Origin of the sequence: Symmachiella macrocystis (assembly GCF_007860075.1) — a bacterium.
GTDB lineage: Bacteria > Planctomycetota > Planctomycetia > Planctomycetales > Planctomycetaceae > Symmachiella > Symmachiella macrocystis.
The window spans coordinates 2,169,693-2,189,345 of record NZ_SJPP01000001.1; the positions used below are offsets into that span (position 1 = coordinate 2,169,693).

Sequence of the window (19,653 nt, forward strand, 5' to 3'; positions counted from 1 at the left end):
CCGCCACCATGCCTTGGTCAAAGGTTCCGCCGGAGGCAAAGCCCGCCGACGCAAAGTTTGCCGAGGACCAGGTGACGGATGCTGCTGACGAAGAACCGCTACCCCCGGTCGCGGTGCCGAATCGCCTTTCAGTGGTTTGGACCGACACGATCCTCAATCAACGGAATAAACCCTCCATACGCGGATTTGGCGGACGGATCATGTTCTACGTTGACAAAAGCAACATGGACGACAAACCCGCCGAGCCGTTGATTGTCGATGGAACGTTAACCGTCTATGCCTTTGGTGATGACAACGGGAAAGGCAAGGCGACCAAACCGGAGAAACGCTTTGTCTTTTTGCCCGAACAGCTGGCCAAACACCGCAGCAAGTCGGACATCGGACATTCCTATAGTGTCTGGTTGCCATGGGACGAGGTGGGCGGACCGCAACGACGTATTTCGCTCTTCGTTCGATTCGAACCGACTCAAGGTGGCGCGGTGATGTCCGATGCCGCTCCGAAAATTCTGCCCGGCGCGCTGCCCGAAGAAACTGTAGCGACAACAACCGCTGAAAAACCCACTTCTCATGGATCGCCGATCGAACAAGCCGCCGCACAGCGCGATGCGTCACTCGGCGTTGTTCAAGCGGGTGGCCCGATCGAATCGTCCGGAGCGCGGCTTCAGAAGTTTATTGACCACCAACGAGATCACTTATACAGCATTGAACCGGTCGGCTATGAATCACAAGCTGCCGTGAAAGAATCGAACAAAGAAGCGATGTCGACCGTGACAATCGATGTTCCAGCGGCGTTTGTCGACCACTCGGGGTCGCCAGTGAACGCACAGGATACAGAACAAACGAGCCCCCATCAGGCCGAGTCAAAGGGCGCAACTAATTCGCAGCCGGCGGCGCCAGCGGAGGTGCATCCGCCTCAGTCCCTGGCTCAGGAGGCAGCGGCGGCAACTTCAACTCGGTATTCACGGTCAGGTCGTTTTGTACGTGATCGATTCCGGGTTCGAAAGTGGCAAGCAGAGCAGCTAGCCGACGATCCGATTCGGAGGCAACCTCACCCCGCAACGTGGCCGTCGGACCTGAGACCACCACCTCAATCTCCCCCAGTTGCCGAAATGAATCTGATTCCTCAAGTCGATACGCAATAACGGTCGGTTCGGCCCTTTGCCGATGAGGGACATCAAAGCGAATCACCAGCCTGGGATAATACAGCGATGTCGCACTGCGCGGCGGAAGCGGCTTGTTGATTCGCGCACTTTCATCGGGTGGCGGACGCAAGCCGGTAGTCGTCGAGGTCACGTTGCCCGTCGTGGTGGCTTGCTCCGAACCGACAAAACTAGTGACGTCCTGCGAGTCCGAACCGACAAACGCGCGACGGCTGCGATTGCCGCGAATGAATCGCTCATTCCCGGTCACCGAACCGGTATCGGCGGCGGCAGCGCCGGGGCTCGCTCGCCTCGACAACGAACTGCCGCCCAATGTCCGTTTACCAAACAATTGGGCTTCGGCAGCGCGCGGTGCAACCGCCAAAATCGTTACGACCAACAGGGGCAGCATCCAGCGCGTCATCATAGCATTCACCGTCGAGAATTAGAGACCTATGCTTGTCTTCGGTCGCAAGCGGGCCGACGTCTGAATAGTCTACCACAACGGTGCATAGTCGTTACAGTTTGCGTTGTTTTTGGGGGTGCGTCTCCACGAGATGTCGAGCACACGTCGAAATGGCTCCACTCGTTCTTTCAACGCACGTTTCAATCGCCTCAACCTCAAGAGGCGCTTGAGGATTTGAAATTTTTCCGTAGTGAAGACAGCAAAAAGCCTTGTGCTGCAGAAGCTGGGGTTGAGACACGAGTCCAGGAAGAAAAACGATCTACTGCTTAAATGAGCGAAGTCGGCGGTGTTTCTATCTCCTGAACAATGAATATGTAGTCGTCAATCGACTCCTCTCGTGACCAGTCGGGTTGGGACAAGTAACGCTGATCAATGTCATTGCGAATTGCGCGGGCGCTATAACGGTTCAACCACAATCGCGGTTCCATAGAGACGCGTGGTTGTGCGCGATCGTGGTATTGGGTGGGTGAACCCGTTAATCTGAAGACAATAAACGGCAAACCACAGACCACGAACTCCCGTTGCCAGGAAACCCGTGACAGAATCGGCAGTGCGACTCCCTCGACTGAAGATGAGTCTGGAAAGGCCCATTCCATGAAATACTTTCTGACGGTGATTTGCGCTTTGACACTCCTGCCCCTCACGGCCGGCGCCGCCGAGCGCCCCAACGTGCTGGTGATCCTTGCCGACGACCTGGGCTACTCCGATATCGGTTGTTACGGTGGCGAGATTGAAACGCCGAATCTAGACGCCCTTGCCAAAGACGGTTTGCGGTTTACGCAGTTCTATAACACCGCCCGCTGTTGGCCGACGCGAGGGGCGCTGCTGACCGGTTATTATGCGCAGCAGATTCGCCGCGATAGCCTACCGGGAATTCCCAGCGGTGGGCGGGGGAAACGGCCGCAGTGGGCGCGGCTGTTGCCCGACATGCTCAAGCCGCTCGGCTATCGCAGCTACCACTCCGGCAAATGGCACGTCGACGGCCTGCCGCTGCAGTGTGGATTCGACCGCTCGTATTACGTGCAAGACCAAGGCCGGTTCTTTAATCCGAAAGTGCATTACGAAGACGACCAGAAACTCCCACCCGTCGAACCGGGCGGTGACTATTACGCCACCAATGCCATCGCCGACCATGCAGTCCGCACCTTGAAAGAGCATGCGGAGAAACATGGCGAAACGCCCTTTTTTCATTACCTAGCCTTCACCGCCCCGCACTTTCCGTTGCATGGATTGCCCGAAGACATCGCCAAATATCGCGAACAATATCGCGCTGGCTGGGAAAAGGTGCGCGACGCGCGATGGCAAGGCATTCAAGAAATCGGTTTAGTCGACGGCGAATTGTCTGACGTCGAACCCGATATCGGCCCGCCCTACCACTTCCCCAAGGCGCTAGAAATCCTCGGCCCGGGGGAAGTCAATCGCCCCCTGCCCTGGGAGACAATGACAGCTACGCAACAGGAATTTCAAGCCACCAAGATGGCAATTCACGCGGCAATGATTGACCGTGTCGACCGCGACATCGGCCGCGTGCTCGCGCAGTTGCGTGCCATGGGCGCGCTGGACAACACGTTGATCTTGTTTCTCTCAGACAATGGCGGCAGCGCTGAGATTATGGTTCGCGACGATGGTCACGACCCGGCCGCCGCTCCCGGCTCCGCCGCGACATATCTCTGCTTGGGACCGGGTTGGTCGACGACCTCCAACACCCCCTTCCGCCGTCACAAAACTTGGGTGCACGAAGGAGGCATCTCCACGCCTTTGATCGCGCATTGGCCGGCGGGAATTTCAGCCAAGGGAGAATTGCGACAGAATGTTGGACACGTCATCGACATCGTCCCCACGATTCTCGATATCGCCGGCGGCGCGCCGCTGAAAACTTGGAACGACCAACCGGTCCCCCCCGCACCGGGCAAAAGCCTCGTCCCAGCGTTCGCGAAGGACGACACGGTCAAGCGGGATTCACTGTGGTGGTCGCACGAAGGCAATCGCGCGCTGCGCGTCGGCAATTGGAAATTGGTTGCCGCGCGCGACGACGACTGGGAACTCTATGACCTTCACGGGGATCGCACTGAACAACACAACCTGGCCGCCAAACATCCTGACAAAGTCGACGACATGCGGCGCAAATGGGAACAGCTTGAGTATGAATTCCGCCAATTTGCAACGCGCGATTTGCCGCAATCGTCGTTGTTGCCCCGCAAAGAGCTGATCCTGCCGGGCAAATCGTTTTTTGTCGCCGATCGACCAGCTTTTATCTTCTATCCCCCGCGAGAAAAACGCTGCAAGCCGCAACCTTGGATTCTCTACGCACCCACATTACCGGGTCTGCCCGACCGCCACGAAAAATGGATGCACGAACAATTCCTCGCAGCTGGGGTCGCCGTGGCGGGGATCGATATCGGCGAGTCCTTCGGCAGTCCGCGCGGACAAAAATTGTACAACGCCTTGCATCGTGAACTGACCACCAAACGGGGCTTTGCGCAAAAACCGTGCTTGTTGGGCCGCAGTCGAGGAGGCTTGATGATCACCAGTTGGGCGGCGGCTCACCCCGAGAAAGTCGCCGGCATCGCCGGGATCTATCCCGTTTTGGACCTGACCGCCTATCCCGGTGTGGACAAGGCGGCTGGTGCATACGGTTTGACTGCCGAGCAACTACAAAACCGGCTCGCAAAGCACAATCCCATCGAAAATGTAGAAGCACTCGCCCGCGCCGGTGTCCCAGCCTTTTTCATTCATGGCGACAGCGACAAGGTCGTCCCCTTGGAGACAAACTCCGCCGAATTCGTGCGTCGCTACAAAGCCGCCGGCGCCGAATCGCTCGTGCAACTTGTCATTGCCGACGGGCAAGGCCACAATTACTGGGACGGGTTTTTTCACTGCCAAGAATTGATCGACTTCGCCGTTAAACAAGCAACCGCCACTACGGAAAAGTAGGTCATGCTGTGCATGATGAAGCTCCAACATAATTCACCAGATACAGAACCGTCATGCACCGCATGACTTATAAAATATAGAAAGCCGAGTCGATATGCCCCGGGTTTACATGGTTTTAGCTGTGACGTTGTTGTTCGTGGTCGAGTCGACCGGATGCGCGGAGCAGGAATCGGGCACGGCTGTCGCCACTCCAGCCGCGATTTCAGTTTCCGAAGCGGATTGGCCTTGGTGGCGAGGATATCAGCGCAACGGCATCGCTCCAGCCGGCCAATCGCCGCCGACCACCTGGAGCAAAGACGAAAACGTGATCTGGAAAGCGCCGATTCCAGGCCGCGGACACAGTTCGCCAACCGTGGTGGGCGAGCGCATCTTTATCACCACCGCTGATGAAGAACAACAAACCCAGTCGGTGATCTGTTTCGATCGCGAGACGGGAAATCAGCTTTGGAAAACCGACGTCCACACCGGCGGCCTGACCGATAAAGGCAACAAAAAATCGACACAGGCTTCGTCGTCCGTCGCTTGCGACGGCGAGCGGTTATTCATCAATTTTCTCAACAACGACGCCGTCTATACCACCGCGCTGACCATCGACGGGAAAAAGTTGTGGCAAAAAAAGGTCACTGATTATGTCGTGCATCAGGGCTATGGATCGTCACCGGCCATTTACGGTTCGGTAGTAATCGTCTCGGCCGACAACAAAGGAGGCGGCGCGATTGCCGCTTTCGATCGCGAGACCGGCGAGCTAGTCTGGAAACACAATCGGCCGAGTGAGCCGAATTACGCGTCGCCGATCATTCTCAACGTCGCCGGCAAGGACCAAGTGATCTTCACCGGTTGCGATCTTGTCTCGAGTTATGACCCGCTGACCGGCAAGCAGAATTGGGAAGTCGAGGGAGCGACGACTGAATGTGTGACGTCGACTCCCACCGACGGAAACCTCGTCTTTTCCAGCGGCGGCTACCCCAAGAACCATGTTTCTGCCATCCGCGGCGACGGTTCGGGCGAGATCGCCTGGGAAAACAAGACCCGCGTCTATGTCCCTTCGATGCTAGTCATCGATGGCCATCTGTACGCAGTGTCCGATAAGGGAATTGTCTATTGCTGGAAGAGCGACAGTGGCGAAGAACTCTGGAAAAAACGCATCGGCGGTCCGTTCACTTCGACCCCCGTGTTAGCGGGCGGCCGATTGTATGCCACGACCGAAGACGCAACGACCTACGTCGTCACGGTCAGCCCCGAGGGACTGGAAAACGTCTCCAAAAACCAACTCGGCGATGAAACCTATGCGACACCGGCCATCTGTGGCAGCCGTATTTACATGCGGGTCGTGGAGACCGTGGATGGCAAACGACAAGAAATGTTGTATTGTCTCGGCGAATAGCGCAGGCCTCTCGGTGATTGCTTGAACCATGTCCAGTCTTATTCAATCCCCTGAATCACCGGCAACGTTTACGTCGCTCCCCGAAGACGTAGCGGCAAAGCTGCGCGGATTAGCCCGACGGTTGCGGCGGTTGGCACTCCTGCGCGGGATTGGTCTGTTGCTGGCTGTCAGCGGCGCTATGATCGCTGCCGGACTGGCTGCCGATTTTTTCTTAGAAGTCCCCACAGCCCTACGTGTCATCTGGCTGGGCGCCACCGGAATTGTGGCTCTAGTCATAACCAGTTGGTCTATCATTCGCCCATTGCTCAACCGTTATGCTGGTGTGAATTTGGCGGCAGTCGTCGAAGTGGCGCATCCCGCGCTGGGTGAACGGCTTTCCTCGCTGGTGGAACTTACGCATGCGGAAACCCCCACGAGTTGGCGCGGTTCCGCGTTGATGCTCAATCACCTTACCCGCGAGACGTTGCAGGCCACCGCCCCGATCGATTTCAATTCCGCCGCCCCCGCAAAACAGAGCGTACGCATAGGACTACTCGGCTTGGCCGCAGTATTGCTTTTAGCCGCACCGGCGCTGTTCGCTCCGGACGGTTATCGGCTCATGCTCACGCGGTTTCTGATTCCATGGGGCAATTATGAGCGTGCGAGCGATATCTATTTCGATGTCCCCGGCGGAGACCGTGTCGCCGCACGCGGACAGGACATGACACTGCGGGCCGTTCCTCATTCTCGACAGGGAAGGGATTCCTTGCCGCGCGAGGCGAAATTGGAATTCACCGCGGGACCGCAAGCCGGCGTCGTGCGCCCCGTCGAGTGGAGTCCCACCGCCGAGGCGTTCCTAGTGACGATTCCCCACGTACAAGACGACTTTCAATTCGCATTTGCCGCTGGTAAAGCACGCTCACGAAGCTACACCGTCCGCGTGGTCGATCCTCCGCAAATGGGCACCTGCGTATTGTATGTCCAACCGCCTGAATACACAAAACTGCCGGCAGAGTCGCACGACGGCGCGGTCGGCGAGATCACGGTCTTTGAGCACAGCCGCTTGCGCGGGGAATTGACCTTCCCCAACAAAGTGGTCGCCGCGGAATGGTTACAAGGCAATCGTCGGGATTTGAAGAAAGTCTTTGCCGCCAACGACATCGAGAAGATACCCCCAGACATTGTCCGCCACGCATTCACAATTGCCGTTAACAGCCGGTCGGCGCGTTTGGAGTTCACCGCAGACCAGGGAGGGCCGTTTGAATTTTTCCTCGTCGATCCTCATGGATTCCATAACGTGCCGACCGTCGCCCGCAGCTTGCGCATCCGCCGCGACCACCCTCCTGAGTTCATCGGGTTGCACGATGATCTGCCGATGTCGATCGCGCCCGGTGCTCCACTGGGAGTCACGGCAACTGTGCGCGACGATTTCGCGGTCAGTCAGCTGCAACTGGAAATTGAATTCCCGCAAGGAGGATCGCAAATTATCGATGCCCCCGCCGCGAAGCTGGGGGCTGCAGAAGTATCCTCTACCTTTGAGGTCGATCTCCCCTCAAAGCTACAAATGCCCGGCACACTCTTCACCTACCGATTTCGCGCTGCCGATAACCGGCCAAGCCCCGGACCGCAGTGGGTGACCTCCGAGCCGCACACCGTGTTGATCCAACCCGACGCCCCTTCGGCCAAAGAGCAATCACTCGCTCGCGAACACCAACGGTTGGCGGAGGAACTGGCTGAGATCCACAACGAAACGCGACAACAACAATCGCGCGTCGCCGCTTTAAAAGATACGGACACCCCAAAGTTCCTGCGAACGCTCGCCACACAACAACGGCAACTGGCCCAACGCTTGGAGCACGTGGCCGACACCTTCGACAAACGGCCGGTTCTGTCGAGCCTGGCGCCGACCGCACGCAAGATCGCGAAAGAATACCTGCAAACCTCGGCCCACGATATCACACAGGCGATCTCCGAAACCGGCGAGCAACGCACAGCAGCACTGCAAGCATCGGTCACCCAACTGGATGACGCGGACGAAGCGTTGGCGGAATTGCGGCGGCGGTTCGAACGATTGGCAGCGCTTGAGCGTGATCTGTTGGATCTGGACCGCATGGCAGCGCAGGCACAAGAATTATCACAACAACTCGCCGCACTACAGCGTCGGCAAGCGGAACTAGCCGCCCAACCCGAATCGGCCCAGCAACAGCAGGACCTGCAAACATTGGTCGAGCAACAACGACAAGCGGAAAAACAAGCCGCCGAGTTGGCCGAACAATTGAAGGACCTTGTTGAACAACATCCCGAAATCCTCGAAGCAGCCCGGCAAGCGCGGTTGCAGGAACTCGGCCGCTTGGGCCGCGCAGCCCAGGGTATTGCCGATGCGCAAGAAGAATTAGCAACCACGATCGAACAAGACCCCATTGCAGAGACCGATGCGACCAACGAAGCCACGCAGCAGAACCTCAAGCTGATCACCGCGCAGCGTGATTTGGCCCGTGAAGCGGTCGATTTCGCGCGGCAAGCGGCTGGCCAACTCGGACCCCAATCGAAATTGGCTCAACAGGCGCTCAACATGGCTCAACAAGCGCATCGCGCCGCTACAGCAGCGGCAAACGGCCAAGCACCACAAGCCGCAAAAGCCGCCCAACAAGCGGCTGACATGGCCCAAGAAATGACGACCGACCAGGAGTCATTGAATGCCCAGGCCCAGGCTTTGCGGCAAAGGCAACAAGAATTGTCGCAGCAATTCGCCGAGATGGCCGCCGACCCTCAGCGACGACAGGCGGCCCAGCAGTTTGGACAGAAGAACTTGGCCGCACAGACAGAAGAATTGCAACGTCAATTGCAGGAGTCCGCCCAAGATTTAGAAGCAAAGCCGCTCAATCTCAAACCGCAAGGCGAACAGACTCGCCAAGCGGAGCAGGAGACCGCCCAAGCCCGCAAACAGATGCAGCAGGCGACGGAATCGCTTAAGCAAAATCAATCCCAAGCAGCCGGCCAACAAGGGCATCAAGCTGCCAGCCTGTTGAACGATGTCGCGCAAGCAATCCAACAACTCGCCGGCGAACAACAAGCCGGCCAAGGCGAAATGCCCGCGCAGCCCGCCGACGACATCACGCAAGCCATGCAGCAAATGCAACAGGCACAACAACAGATGCAGCAAGACCAGAAACAACAGTCCTCTCCAGACCAACCAGCCAATGCAGAGTCGCCACAGCAAGGTGCTTCGGAAAAGATGCAACAGGCGGCCGACTCGCTGTCACAGGCGACCGAAAGTCTGCAACCGGGACAAGGCCAAAAACAATCGCGCCGCAGCCAAGGCCAACGCTCGCAACAGACCGGCCAAGCCGGTTCTCCAGGAAACACGGCAGGTGGCAGCGGCAGCAATGCTCCAGCCGACGAGTTGGCGGAACTTCGTGAGGATTTCGAAAAACTCTCCGGTCGGCATTGGGGAGAACTCCCCGGAAAATTGCGTACCGAAATCCTCGAGTCGGCGCTGAATCGACCGGGCGGCGATTACGCCAATATCATTCGCCGCTATTTCCGCGAACTCGCCAAAACCAAACGCCAGCGCACGCCAGCATCGCATAAATAGTCCGATGAGAACGTAGGGCAGGCTCCCGCCTGCCGGATGATAAGTTGGACGTGCATTGGTAAATGCGACAGGCGGGAGCCTGCCCTACATTGGGTGGAAGCCACAATGCATTCGGTTTGCGAATTTTACTTCGCCAAACGGATGCCTGAAAACTGCCAGCGTGCGGAGGGGGGGAAGAAGTTGCGGTAGGTGGAGCGGATGTGGGATGCGGGTGTCACGCATGAACCACCGCGCAAGACAAACTGATTGCACATGAATTTGCCGTTGTATTCGCCCAACGCACCGTCGGCTGCTGCGTAGCCCGGATAAGCCGTGTACTGGCTCGCCGTCCATTCCCAAACGTCGCCGAAGGTTTGTCGGGAATTGCTGTCCTGAGCGACAGGCAGTGGGTGGAGTGCTCCGCTTTCAATAAAATTCCCGGTGAGCGACTGGTCTGCAGCGGCGATTTCCCATTCCGCTTCGGTCGGCAAACGGGCCCCGGCCCAACGGGCGTAAGCGTCCGCTTCGAAATAACTGACATGGCACATCGGTTCGGCCGGATCGATCGGCCGCATGCCGTTGAGCGTGAAATGGTACCAATCCTCATCGCGTTGTTGCCAATACATCGCATACGGCCACGCATCGGGCCCGGGACCGAGCGCTTGGTTCTCCTGAACCGTAGCCCACCCGGCGGAAAGCCAGAACTCCGACCGTTGGTATCCGTCATCTTCGATGAACTTACGGAACTCACCGCAAGTCACCAGTCGATCCGCCAATTCAAATGACTCGACAAACACACGATGTCGCGGTGATTCGTTATCGAAGGCGAATCCGTCTCCCGCCTTTCCGATTTCGTATAGCCCTTCATCAAACCGCTGCCAGCCGAGTTGCCGCGTGGTCGATGACTCGCTGGCAGCGCGATTTTGAAAAGCGGGGTAGAGCGGATTGCAGGAAAAGACATGCTTGATATCAGTCAGCATCAATTCCTGATGTTGTTGTTCGTGGTTCAGCCCAATTTCGATAACACGCGCCGGTTCAGCGAAATCGTGCGGCGGATCCTCCAGCAGTCGCTGCATGTGCTGATCCACGTGCCGGCGATAATCGAGCACGTCCGCAACTGTGGGGCGCGACAGCAATCCACGCTGTGCGCGGGGGAATTGTCGACCCACCGTGTTGTAGTACGAATTGAACAGATACTCGAACGCCGGATGGGTCGATTCGTAGCTGGGCAAAAACGGTTTGAGGACAAATGTTTCAAAAAACCAAGTGACGTGTGCCAAATGCCAACGTGTCGGGCTGACATCGGGCATGGATTGCACCACGCAATCTTCCGGCTCGAGTTGCGCGACGATCGCCTCGCTTTGGCGGCGAACGGCCAGGTAGGCGTCCCTTAAGTTTGCGTAGTCCATCTTGTTCGCCTCTCCCTCATTTTTGCTAACCTGAGCAGGTTCAAAGCGAGTCGGTGAAAAATCGCTCATCCTGACGACCCACGGGGTGTTTGTCGAGAAAAAATGTCTATAATTCCGTGCCGGTTTTCATTTCCCGCAAAATCCGGTAGGGTGATAATCACTACAGCGGGCCGAACAACCCACATCTATATGAACTTTCTACGGAAAGCGACCCCTCAATGAGTCAAATCGCCCTGATGGATTGCGCGCCGCGCAGTAGCGACTTTCGACACGATCTTTTAACGGGTCTTTCCCAATCTCCTAAGACATTGCCGTGCAAATACCTCTACGACGAGCGCGGCTCGCAATTGTTCGAGCTGATTTGTGAGTTAGAGGACTACTACCCCACCCGCGCGGAAATCAGCATCCTGCAAAATTACGGCTCTGAAATCGCCGACGCACTCGGTTCGGATTGCGCCGTGATTGAGTATGGCAGCGGGAGTGGACTGAAGACCGAAATTTTGCTCGAGCATCTCCACGAGCCGAACGTCTACTTCCCCGTCGATATTTCACGTGAACACCTTTGCTCGTCGGCAGCAGCTTTGGAGGAAAAGTGTCCCGATATCGATATCGTTCCGGTCTGTGCCGATTTTACGCGGGACTTTGAACTGCCAGACTCGCTAGTGAATGGTTCACGCCGAGCGGCGTATTTCTCCGGTTCAACGATCGGAAATTTTGAGGTCGATGAATCAATCGAAATTTTGAAAGGCATGGCCCGCTTGTGCGGCCGCGATGGATGTCTGTTGATCGGTGTCGACTTACAAAAAGATCCAGCGGTTTTAGAAGCAGCCTACGACGATGCCGAAGGGGTCACTGGGCAGTTCAATCAAAATCTATTGCACCGCGCCAATGCGGAGTTGAATGCCGATTTCGACGTCGAGCAATTTCAACACCGGGCGATCTACAATCCCCAACACGCACGGATCGAAATGCACCTAGAAAGCAGCTGTGACCAACAAGTAACAATCGCCGGCCAAAAAATCAATTTTGCCGCCGGCGAAACCATACACACCGAAAACTCTCACAAGCACACATTGGAGAGCTTCGCCAAAATCGCCGCCCGCGCCGGCTGGCAAGTAAAAACCGTCTGGACCGACGACCGCCAATACTTCAGCGTCCAATACCTAACCGTCACCAACTAGCGGGCGGCTCAGCCGCTAGGTGCGATGCTCCGTCCGAGCCGCGCTATCGGAACATCTCCTTTTTCCGGCGATTTTGCAAACCACGCCTGGTCTACCAATGGTCCAGTCTACCGATGCGGCTCAGCAGGAGCTTCGCCCTCCAGGACCGCTACATGAACAAAGCGCGGCGACCAACGGGAGCGACATAACCCCCTCCGAGCGGAAGCTCGCTCAAAGCGGCTGTGCCGCTAGAGGTCGGTTTTTATGTTTAGGTCGCGGAGTTGGTGGTCGTCGACGGTGGAGGGGGCGCCGCTGAGCAAGTCCGAGGCTTTTTGTGTTTTGGGGAAGGCGATCACGTCGCGGATGTTGTCGTAACCCAACAACAACATCACCCATCGATCCAACCCCAACGCCAACCCCGCATGCGGGGGAGCACCGTAGCGCAGCGATTCCAACAAGAACCCAAACCGCGCCTCTGCTTCTTCGGCATTGATCCCCAGCAGATCGAAGATCTGTTGTTGGACAGCCGGATCGTGAATACGAACGCTGCCGCTGGCCGACTCGTAACCATTGATCACCAAATCATACGACTCGGCGCGAATCTTACTGGGGTCGGTTTTGAAGTATTCCAGATCTTCGGCGACCGGGTTGCAAAACGGATGATGCTCCGCATCCCATCGGCCCTCGTCCGGATTGTGTGTGACCAAGGGGAAATCGAGTACCCAACTGAAGTGCATGTCGCTCGGATCATACAATTCCAGTTCCTTACCCAAACGGTTTCGCAACGCGGCTAGTGCGGCGGAGGTCACTTCGGCCTTGTCAGCGACAAAAAACAATAGGTCGCCCGGCTGGGCGTTCATCTTTTCGATGATCGCTTTTTGTTCGTCGTCGGAGAAAAACTTGGCGATTGGTGAATCGAGCTGTCCCTCTTGGACGCGGAAAAAGGCTAGTCCCTTCGCGCGGTAGTCTCCTACGTATGCCGTTAATTCGTCGATCTTCTTACGGCTATACTTTTCAGCGGCGCCTGGTGCGGTCAGTCCTCGCACGCGGCCGCCTGACTCGATCGTCTTTTGAAACACACCAAATCCGCAACCGCCGGCGATATCGCCGATGTCGACCAATTCCATGCCGAACCGCAGGTCCGGTTTGTCGTTCCCGTAACGTTCCATCACGTCGGCGTGATCCAGCCGGGGAATTTCCGGGACCTCCACGTCGCGGAGGTTTTTCATCATGTAGCGAATCAACCCGTCGACCAGTTCCAGAATGTCGTCGCGGGTCACGAAGGCCATTTCGATGTCGATTTGCGTGAACTCCGGTTGGCGATCGGCGCGGAGGTCTTCATCGCGAAAACAGCGCGCGATTTGCATATACCGGTCGAACCCGGCGACCATCAGGATTTGCTTGTAGATTTGCGGTGATTGCGGCAGGGCATAAAAACAGCCTGGATGCACGCGACTGGGGACTAGGTAATCCCGCGCCCCTTCGGGCGAACTGCGGCCCAAAATGGGGGTCTCGATGTCCAGAAAGCCATGCTCGTCGAAGTAGTCGCGAACCAATTTCGTGAACCGGTGGCGCATGATCATCGCATCCTGCAATTGCTTGCGGCGGAGGTCGATGAAGCGATACGTGAGCCGATGTTCTTCGCCCGGCGGATCGGTGGTTCCCGGTTCAAACGGCGGGGTTTTGCTGCGGTTGAGCAGCGTCAACTCACGGGCTTTGAGGTCAATTTCGCCTGTGACCAGTTTGGGATTCACCATGTCATCGGGGCGGATCGCGACAATGCCGGTCACCTGAATGACATCTTCGTTCCGCAAAGTGCGGGCGAGTTTGTGCATTTCGGCGTCATGTTCCGGGTTGACGGTGATTTGCGTAATGCCATAGCGGTCGCGGAGATCCAAGAAGACCAAGCCCCCGAAATCGCGCCAAGTATCGACCCAACCACAGAGTGTGACAGTCTTTTCAGCATCCGCAGCGCGCAGGTCGCCGCACGTATGAGTCCGTAACAAGGGAACGTGTCCTTTGACAAAACGCCCAAAAACCGACCGGACGCCGCCGATCGAAGCAAAATTTCACCGAAACCCCAAGATAGAGGATAACCAAACCAGTCGCAAGGTTCGGGAAATTGCCATATGAAAGGCCTGAGGCTTGAGGGGACAGTCTTGAGGAAGGATTTGGCCTTCCAAATGCTCTGGCTGCTGTCATTCCATGATCGTTTCGTCTTCCCAACCTGTCTTTCCGGTGTCGGCGTTGCCACCGGGGAGCATGCCGGCATCGACTGAGGCGGCCCATTTTGCGATCGCTTTGAGATCAGGTCGCCGCTTCTGAGGATCGCGAATCAGGCACTCAGCCAGCAGTTGGCGACTCCATTCATTTTTTGTCGGCCGCAGCACGTCGTAATCGGGGAAATTCCAGAGAGCATGCCGCTTGCGTAAACGGGACAGTTTTCGCTCTGCAAAAAGCGGCTTGCCGGTGAGCAGTTCATAGACGACGGCACCGAACGAAAAATAATCCGCTGGAAAACCGGCCGGTTTGCCGGCGAGTTGTTCCGGCGCCATATAGCGGGGTGTGCCCACAACGTGCTTGGCGTACTCCGACAAAGATTCATCGATCACCGGAGCGGCCAATCCAAAATCCATCAATTTGACCGTCCCCTCCGGGACGAGCATGATGTTGGCCGGCTTGATGTCGCGATGTACCAGTCCGGAATCATGGGCGGCGAGAACGGCGGCTGCCAATTGGCCGACGATTTTCTGAATTTCCTCTTCGGGCAGCGGACCGTTGTATTTAATGACTTCGGAGAGATTGGCCCCTCGGCAATGTTCCATGATCATGAAGAACGAATGAAATGCGGCGAACCGCCCGAACACGCGGACGATGTTTTCGTGATTGAGCGATTCGATCGCCCGGACTTCTCGTTCGAATTGCTCGCGGCCGAAATCATCGTACACCAAACTGTGGCTCATCATTTTGAGCGCAACGTGTTGCCCGTTGGGATCGATCGCCTCATACACGATCGACATCCCCCCTCGCCCCAGGCGACGCACGATTCGGTAGTCGTGGAACGTTTTGCCATGCAACACATCCGGACCGCTGCCGGCCAACCGGTCGGCGACCAGTTTGGTGAGGACCACGCTCAACGCGGGATGATCGTGGGCTAGTTCATGAAACCGCTCTGCAGGTAGCACGAGCGCTTTGACGTCGCTTAGAGCCAACACACTGGCGGAGCGGGGCTCGCCTGAGAGCAGCGCCATTTCGCCCAACACGTCGCCGCGACTGCCTTTGTTGATATGCTGCCGCGTCCCCGATTCGTCCGTGGTAAAAATCTCCACGACACCCTCATCGAGGACCATGATCGACTTGGCGGTGTCCCCTTGCTGCATCAGGAATTGCCCAGCAGCAAACCTCCGTCGATGCATAAACGGTTCGATCAGAGCGGTGACTTCTGCCGGGATGGCGCGCATCGGCAGTTTGCCCGCAAGAAACGTCGATTCCCCACTTTCAAACATGGCCTAGGCTCCCCGTACCCGCCGTGTAACTGCGCTATCATCTTTACTCGGACACCCCGATTTTCGAACCGTAAAGCCGAATATTCTCCGAACAGGATCCGCAATTACTCCTACCATTATCTCTCAAGGAAGACTTCACTCAATGCAATTCTTCGATCTTGCCACAGGCTTTTACTATAACACAACCGGTCGAAAATGGGTTATGAATAAAGGGCGGGCTATAAAGATGGATCGGTCTCTACAAACACCCTCCCGTCTGCGTTGATGGGAGACTGCGGAAATTTTGCTCGAATTTTCAAAAAGACTTTGCCTATGTCCGCCGATGAGCGTCTCCACCGCGTACTGCGTTTGGTGCAACTTTTGCAATCCGGAAGAAATCACAATGCGAACCAATTGGCCGAAATGTGCGGCGTCAGCCGGCGGACAATCTTTCGCTATATCAATACGCTCCAAGAAGGGGGTATTCACATACAATACGACGAGCAGCAGCAAGGATACTCGCTGCCGTCCAACACCTATCTGCCTCCCACGGAATTCACCCTGGACGAGGCACTCGCGCTGCTGACGTTATGCTACGAACTGGCCGATGGAGACGGTGGCGTGCCGTTTCAAAACGGCGCACGCAACGCCGCCTTAAAACTCGCCAGCAATCTGCCACAACACCTCCGCGACCAACTCAACGGCGTTTCGCAAACATTGGCGGTCCGACTCGATTCACACAACCCCCTCTCCGCCGACCGGTCGTATTACGATCTGTTCGTGAAGGCCGTTTCGCGGCGGCGCTGTGTCCGGATTCAGTATCAAAGCTTGACCGAATGGGAGAACATCTCCACGGTCGTGCATCCCTATCGCCTGCTATTCATTCGCCGTAGTTGGTACGTGATCGGCCGATCAACAATGCACCGGGAAGTCCGTACGTTCAACTTGGGCCGAGTCTTGGCCGCCGATTTACTCAATCGTACCTACACGATCCCTCCTAGGTTTTCCTTAGAGCGTTATTTAGGGAATGCTTGGCATTTGATTCGCGAGCCGGGAAAAAGCCAACAAGTCGTGGTTCGATTTCAGAAAATGGTGGCGCAAAATGTGGCCGAAGTCCGCTGGCATAAAACACAACAAGTGACTTGGAACGACGATGAAACCATGGATTTTTCGGTTACCGTCGATGGACTGAATGAGATATCTTGGTGGATTCTGGGATACGGCGATCAAGCTGAGGTACTGCGACCGGAAAAACTCCGAATGTTGATTGCCGAGCGGCTGCGCGGTATGACGGAAATTTACGCAGAAGAGCTAGCGAAGAAAAAATAACCAAAACGGCAGGTTTGGCAAACACAGGCACTCCAAGGAGAGTTATACGGTGAGTCACAGGCGGATTTATGCCGTGCTTCCAGCGGCGGGGCAGAGTCGGAGAATGGGCCGGCCCAAGCTTTTGTTGCCGCTTGGCGGTTCAACAGTGATTGCACGATTGGTCGGCGCCCTGCGCGAAGGGGGCGTGGACGACGTAATCGTTGTGGTCCGCCCGGACGACACCACCCTGCAGGAAGCGGCCGAGGCGGCGGGTGCACTGGTTGTCTGCCCAGAAAATGACCCCGCCGATATGCGGCAGAGCGTGCAATATGCGTTGGACTATCTCGCCACGGAACGGCATCCCAACGCCGACGATGGCTGGATGTTGATACCCGCCGATCATCCGCTGGTTGATGCGAAAATCGTTGAGTCCCTTTTAGCAAGCTGGCGAGCCGGTGCGGCTCCAATTTTGATTCCCACACACAAAGGCCATCGCGGCCACCCGACTGTGTTTCGCTGGGAATTGGCCGATGAAGTCCCACGCATTCCACCGCACCAAGGGCTGAATCGGCTGGTCCACGACCACGAATCCCACGTCCAAGAATTCCCCGTCCCCTCCGACCACATTCTGCTCGACCTAGACACGCTGGAAGACTACGAGCGACTCCAAGTTGAATGGCGACGCGAAAACGAATAAGCTCCATGCGGCACTGCCGCTTCGTGCGAGCTACCGCTCGACTTATATAGGTCGCTCCCGTTGGTCGCTGCGATTTCTATCAACTGATATGTAACAATGGTTGTACAAACCCAGCTTGTTACGCTGAAGGCGTTTTTCACCAAAGCCTGGGGTCGCGAACGGAGTCAGCGGACTCCAGGTTCGCGCCGTGACCATCAAGATCAGACCCTGAAGGAGTATCTCAATCGGCTCACTACGGAAAATGCTCCCAGATTTACCCAGGGTGGACTCCCTCTTTCGGCTCCTCACATCACCGCGGTTGCGTCACGACATTCAGTGCATTGACTTGCAGATCGTCAACGACCTGTTCGCTGCCGCCCGGCCAATGCACGGTGACTTTATCGACGGTGGCCCGCCCGCCGAGTCCGAACGTGACGGGCAATTCCATCTGCGATAGATAACTCCGCGTCGGCATCACCTGCTTGGTAAAGGTCGTCTCCCCCACATGCACATCCACCCGAGCGCCGATCGCATCACGATTGGCCGTCGTGCCGATCAGCTTCAGCCGCAGCCAATGATGACCGGTCTGTTGATCGTTACGCAATAAACGCGGGCGGTCACCGGCAGTGGTCATGAGCACATCTTGATCGCCGTCGCCATCGACATCGGCATAAGCGGCGCCCCGGCCGACGATCGGTTTGACAAAATCTTCGCTGCACTGCTTGGCAGTGAGCGGCACGAACTCCAGCGGCGCGCCTGGACCGGCGTTCCAAAACAACTGCGGAGCTTGGGCGTGTGTTTGGCTGGTTTGCACGCGTTCGATTTGCGAACTGATATGCCCGTTGGCAGCCAGAATATCAAGCCGTCCGTCGAGATCGGCATCAAAATAAAACGTGCCGAATGTCAAATCCAGCAGGGTTGCCGCACCGAGTCCGCTAATCGTGGCTTCGTCCGCAAACAACAGCGGCCGCCGCGCCACAAACAGCGCCGACGCCTCATTGGCAAAGTCTCCAATCGTCACTGCCAGCGACGTGTCATTTCGCAAGAAACCGGCATCGATCCCCATACCGCCTCGCGCATTGCCGGAATTGTCAAAGGCAATCCCCGCCCGCACCCCGATCTCCAAAAACGTACCGTCTTGTTGATTGTGAAACAAAAAGTTGCGCACCGTATCGTTGGCCACAATCAGATCCAACCAACCATCCCCGTCCACGTCTACGGGAATCAGTCCCAGTGACTTGCCCAACGGACGGCCCGTGGAAGATCGGACTTCGATTCCGGCGGCAGCGGTGACGTCGGAAAACTGCCCTGCACCGTCGTTCCGAAATAACTTCGAAAAGGTCCCTCCAAAATCGAGCGGCGGACCATAGTCCCGCATGCCGCCGGTCCGCGAGAAATTCTGCGCCAAATCCGACGACCGCGACCAATCGATGTAATGGCAGACAAACAAATCGAGGTCGCCGTCATTGTCGTAGTCCCACCAACCGCAACTGCTGCTGTAGGCGGTTTCGTCGCCGGCGACTCCTGCTTTGGTCGTGATTTCCTCAAACTGTCCCGCGTTGTTGCGAAACAGATGATCGCGCCCGACAGCAGCAATAAACAGGTCCCGCCAACCATCGTTATCGAAATCCCCCACGGCGACGCCCGTTCCATAACAGCTCAGGTTCAATCCGACAGCAGCGGACACATCTTCAAACTGCCCGTTGCCGTCGTTTTGATAGAGAACGGAAGTCGCCGTGGAGGACTGCGAGGTCGCGTGCGGCCAAGTCGTGGCGTTCACCAGCAACAAGTCTTGATCGCCGTCGTTGTCATAGTCGAAAAACGCCGCGCCGCTGCCCATGGTTTCGGGCAACAACATCTCACTAGCGGCGCCGTTCTTGTGCACAAAGGTAATGCCCGCTTCATCCGAAATGTCGGTGAAAGGAATCTCCGGCAGGACTGGCGCAGCAGGAGGCGGCGCGCGGGTTTGGTCCGACGTTGCTGCTGGTTCCGCGGGAACCACAGGCGGGGGCGGCGGTGGGGCTTCGTCGACGTCATTGGAATTCGGTACCGGCGCTAGGCAGAAAAACATCACCAGCCCGATCACGACCGCCAGTAGCATGATCAGCCAGTGTTGAAGTTTTACATTTTTCATTGTAT

At 56.9% G+C, this 19,653-nt stretch carries 12 protein-coding genes; 7 read left to right on the top strand and 5 right to left on the bottom strand.

The features are described from left to right. Positions 1–873 precede the first annotated feature (873 nt). The gene (locus CA54_RS30175) at positions 874–1,293 is read right to left on the bottom strand and encodes a BON domain-containing protein (protein ID WP_390816733.1); all 420 of its coding nucleotides are present in this window, start codon (positions 1,291–1,293) and stop codon (positions 874–876) included. Here CA54_RS30175 and CA54_RS29785 point away from each other — a divergent pair. The 4 genes from CA54_RS29785 to CA54_RS08495 all read left to right on the top strand — a co-directional run bounded on the left by CA54_RS29785 (position 1,238) and on the right by CA54_RS08495 (position 9,497). Beyond that, on the top strand, positions 1,238–1,588 hold the full coding sequence (locus tag CA54_RS29785; protein ID WP_231963004.1) for a hypothetical protein: 351 nt from the start codon (positions 1,238–1,240) through the stop codon (positions 1,586–1,588). The two genes, CA54_RS30175 and CA54_RS29785, sit on opposite strands and share 56 nt — an antisense overlap. A 611-nt stretch (positions 1,589–2,199) precedes the next feature. Further along, positions 2,200–4,539, top strand: coding sequence for a sulfatase-like hydrolase/transferase (locus tag CA54_RS08485; RefSeq protein ID WP_231963005.1), 2,340 nt, complete (start codon positions 2,200–2,202; stop codon positions 4,537–4,539). A 94-nt stretch (positions 4,540–4,633) separates the two neighbouring features. Beyond that, positions 4,634–5,923, top strand: a complete 1,290-nt coding sequence (locus CA54_RS08490; RefSeq protein WP_146370367.1) for an outer membrane protein assembly factor BamB family protein — start codon at positions 4,634–4,636, stop codon at positions 5,921–5,923. A 28-nt stretch (positions 5,924–5,951) separates the two neighbouring features. After that, entirely contained in the window at positions 5,952–9,497 is a 3,546-nt protein-coding gene (locus CA54_RS08495; protein ID WP_146370368.1) for a hypothetical protein, read from the top strand. Positions 9,498–9,622: 125 nt separating this feature from the next. Here the strand turns inward: CA54_RS08495 and egtB are convergent, their stop codons facing one another. Next, positions 9,623–10,885, bottom strand: coding sequence for an ergothioneine biosynthesis protein EgtB (gene egtB / locus CA54_RS08500; RefSeq protein WP_146370369.1), 1,263 nt, complete (start codon positions 10,883–10,885; stop codon positions 9,623–9,625). 218 nt (positions 10,886–11,103) lie between these two features. Here egtB and egtD point away from each other — a divergent pair, with 218 nt between their 5' ends. Further along, on the top strand, positions 11,104–12,066 hold the full coding sequence (gene egtD, locus CA54_RS08505; protein ID WP_146370370.1) for an L-histidine N(alpha)-methyltransferase: 963 nt from the start codon (positions 11,104–11,106) through the stop codon (positions 12,064–12,066). A 227-nt stretch (positions 12,067–12,293) separates the two neighbouring features. Here egtD and aspS read toward each other — a convergent pair whose 3' ends face one another. Continuing rightward, positions 12,294–14,051 (bottom strand): aspartate--tRNA ligase, encoded by a 1,758-nt coding sequence (gene aspS / locus CA54_RS08510; RefSeq protein WP_146370371.1) that lies wholly within the window; start codon positions 14,049–14,051, stop codon positions 12,294–12,296. Positions 14,052–14,243: 192 nt separating this feature from the next. After that, positions 14,244–15,551 (bottom strand): protein kinase domain-containing protein, encoded by a 1,308-nt coding sequence (locus CA54_RS08515; protein ID WP_146370372.1) that lies wholly within the window; start codon positions 15,549–15,551, stop codon positions 14,244–14,246. Positions 15,552–15,863: 312 nt separating this feature from the next. Here CA54_RS08515 and CA54_RS08520 point away from each other — a divergent pair, with 312 nt between their 5' ends. Together CA54_RS08520 and CA54_RS08525 are read left to right on the top strand one after the other, a co-directional pair. Then, on the top strand, positions 15,864–16,859 hold the full coding sequence (locus CA54_RS08520) for a helix-turn-helix transcriptional regulator (protein WP_197532298.1): 996 nt from the start codon (positions 15,864–15,866) through the stop codon (positions 16,857–16,859). Between the two features lie 49 nt (positions 16,860–16,908). Further along, positions 16,909–17,535, top strand: a complete 627-nt coding sequence (locus tag CA54_RS08525) for a nucleotidyltransferase family protein (RefSeq protein ID WP_146370374.1) — start codon at positions 16,909–16,911, stop codon at positions 17,533–17,535. Positions 17,536–17,824: 289 nt separating this feature from the next. Here CA54_RS08525 and CA54_RS08530 read toward each other — a convergent pair whose 3' ends face one another. Then, on the bottom strand, positions 17,825–19,648 hold the full coding sequence (locus CA54_RS08530) for a CRTAC1 family protein (RefSeq protein ID WP_197532299.1): 1,824 nt from the start codon (positions 19,646–19,648) through the stop codon (positions 17,825–17,827). Between the last annotated feature and the right edge of the window lie 5 nt (positions 19,649–19,653).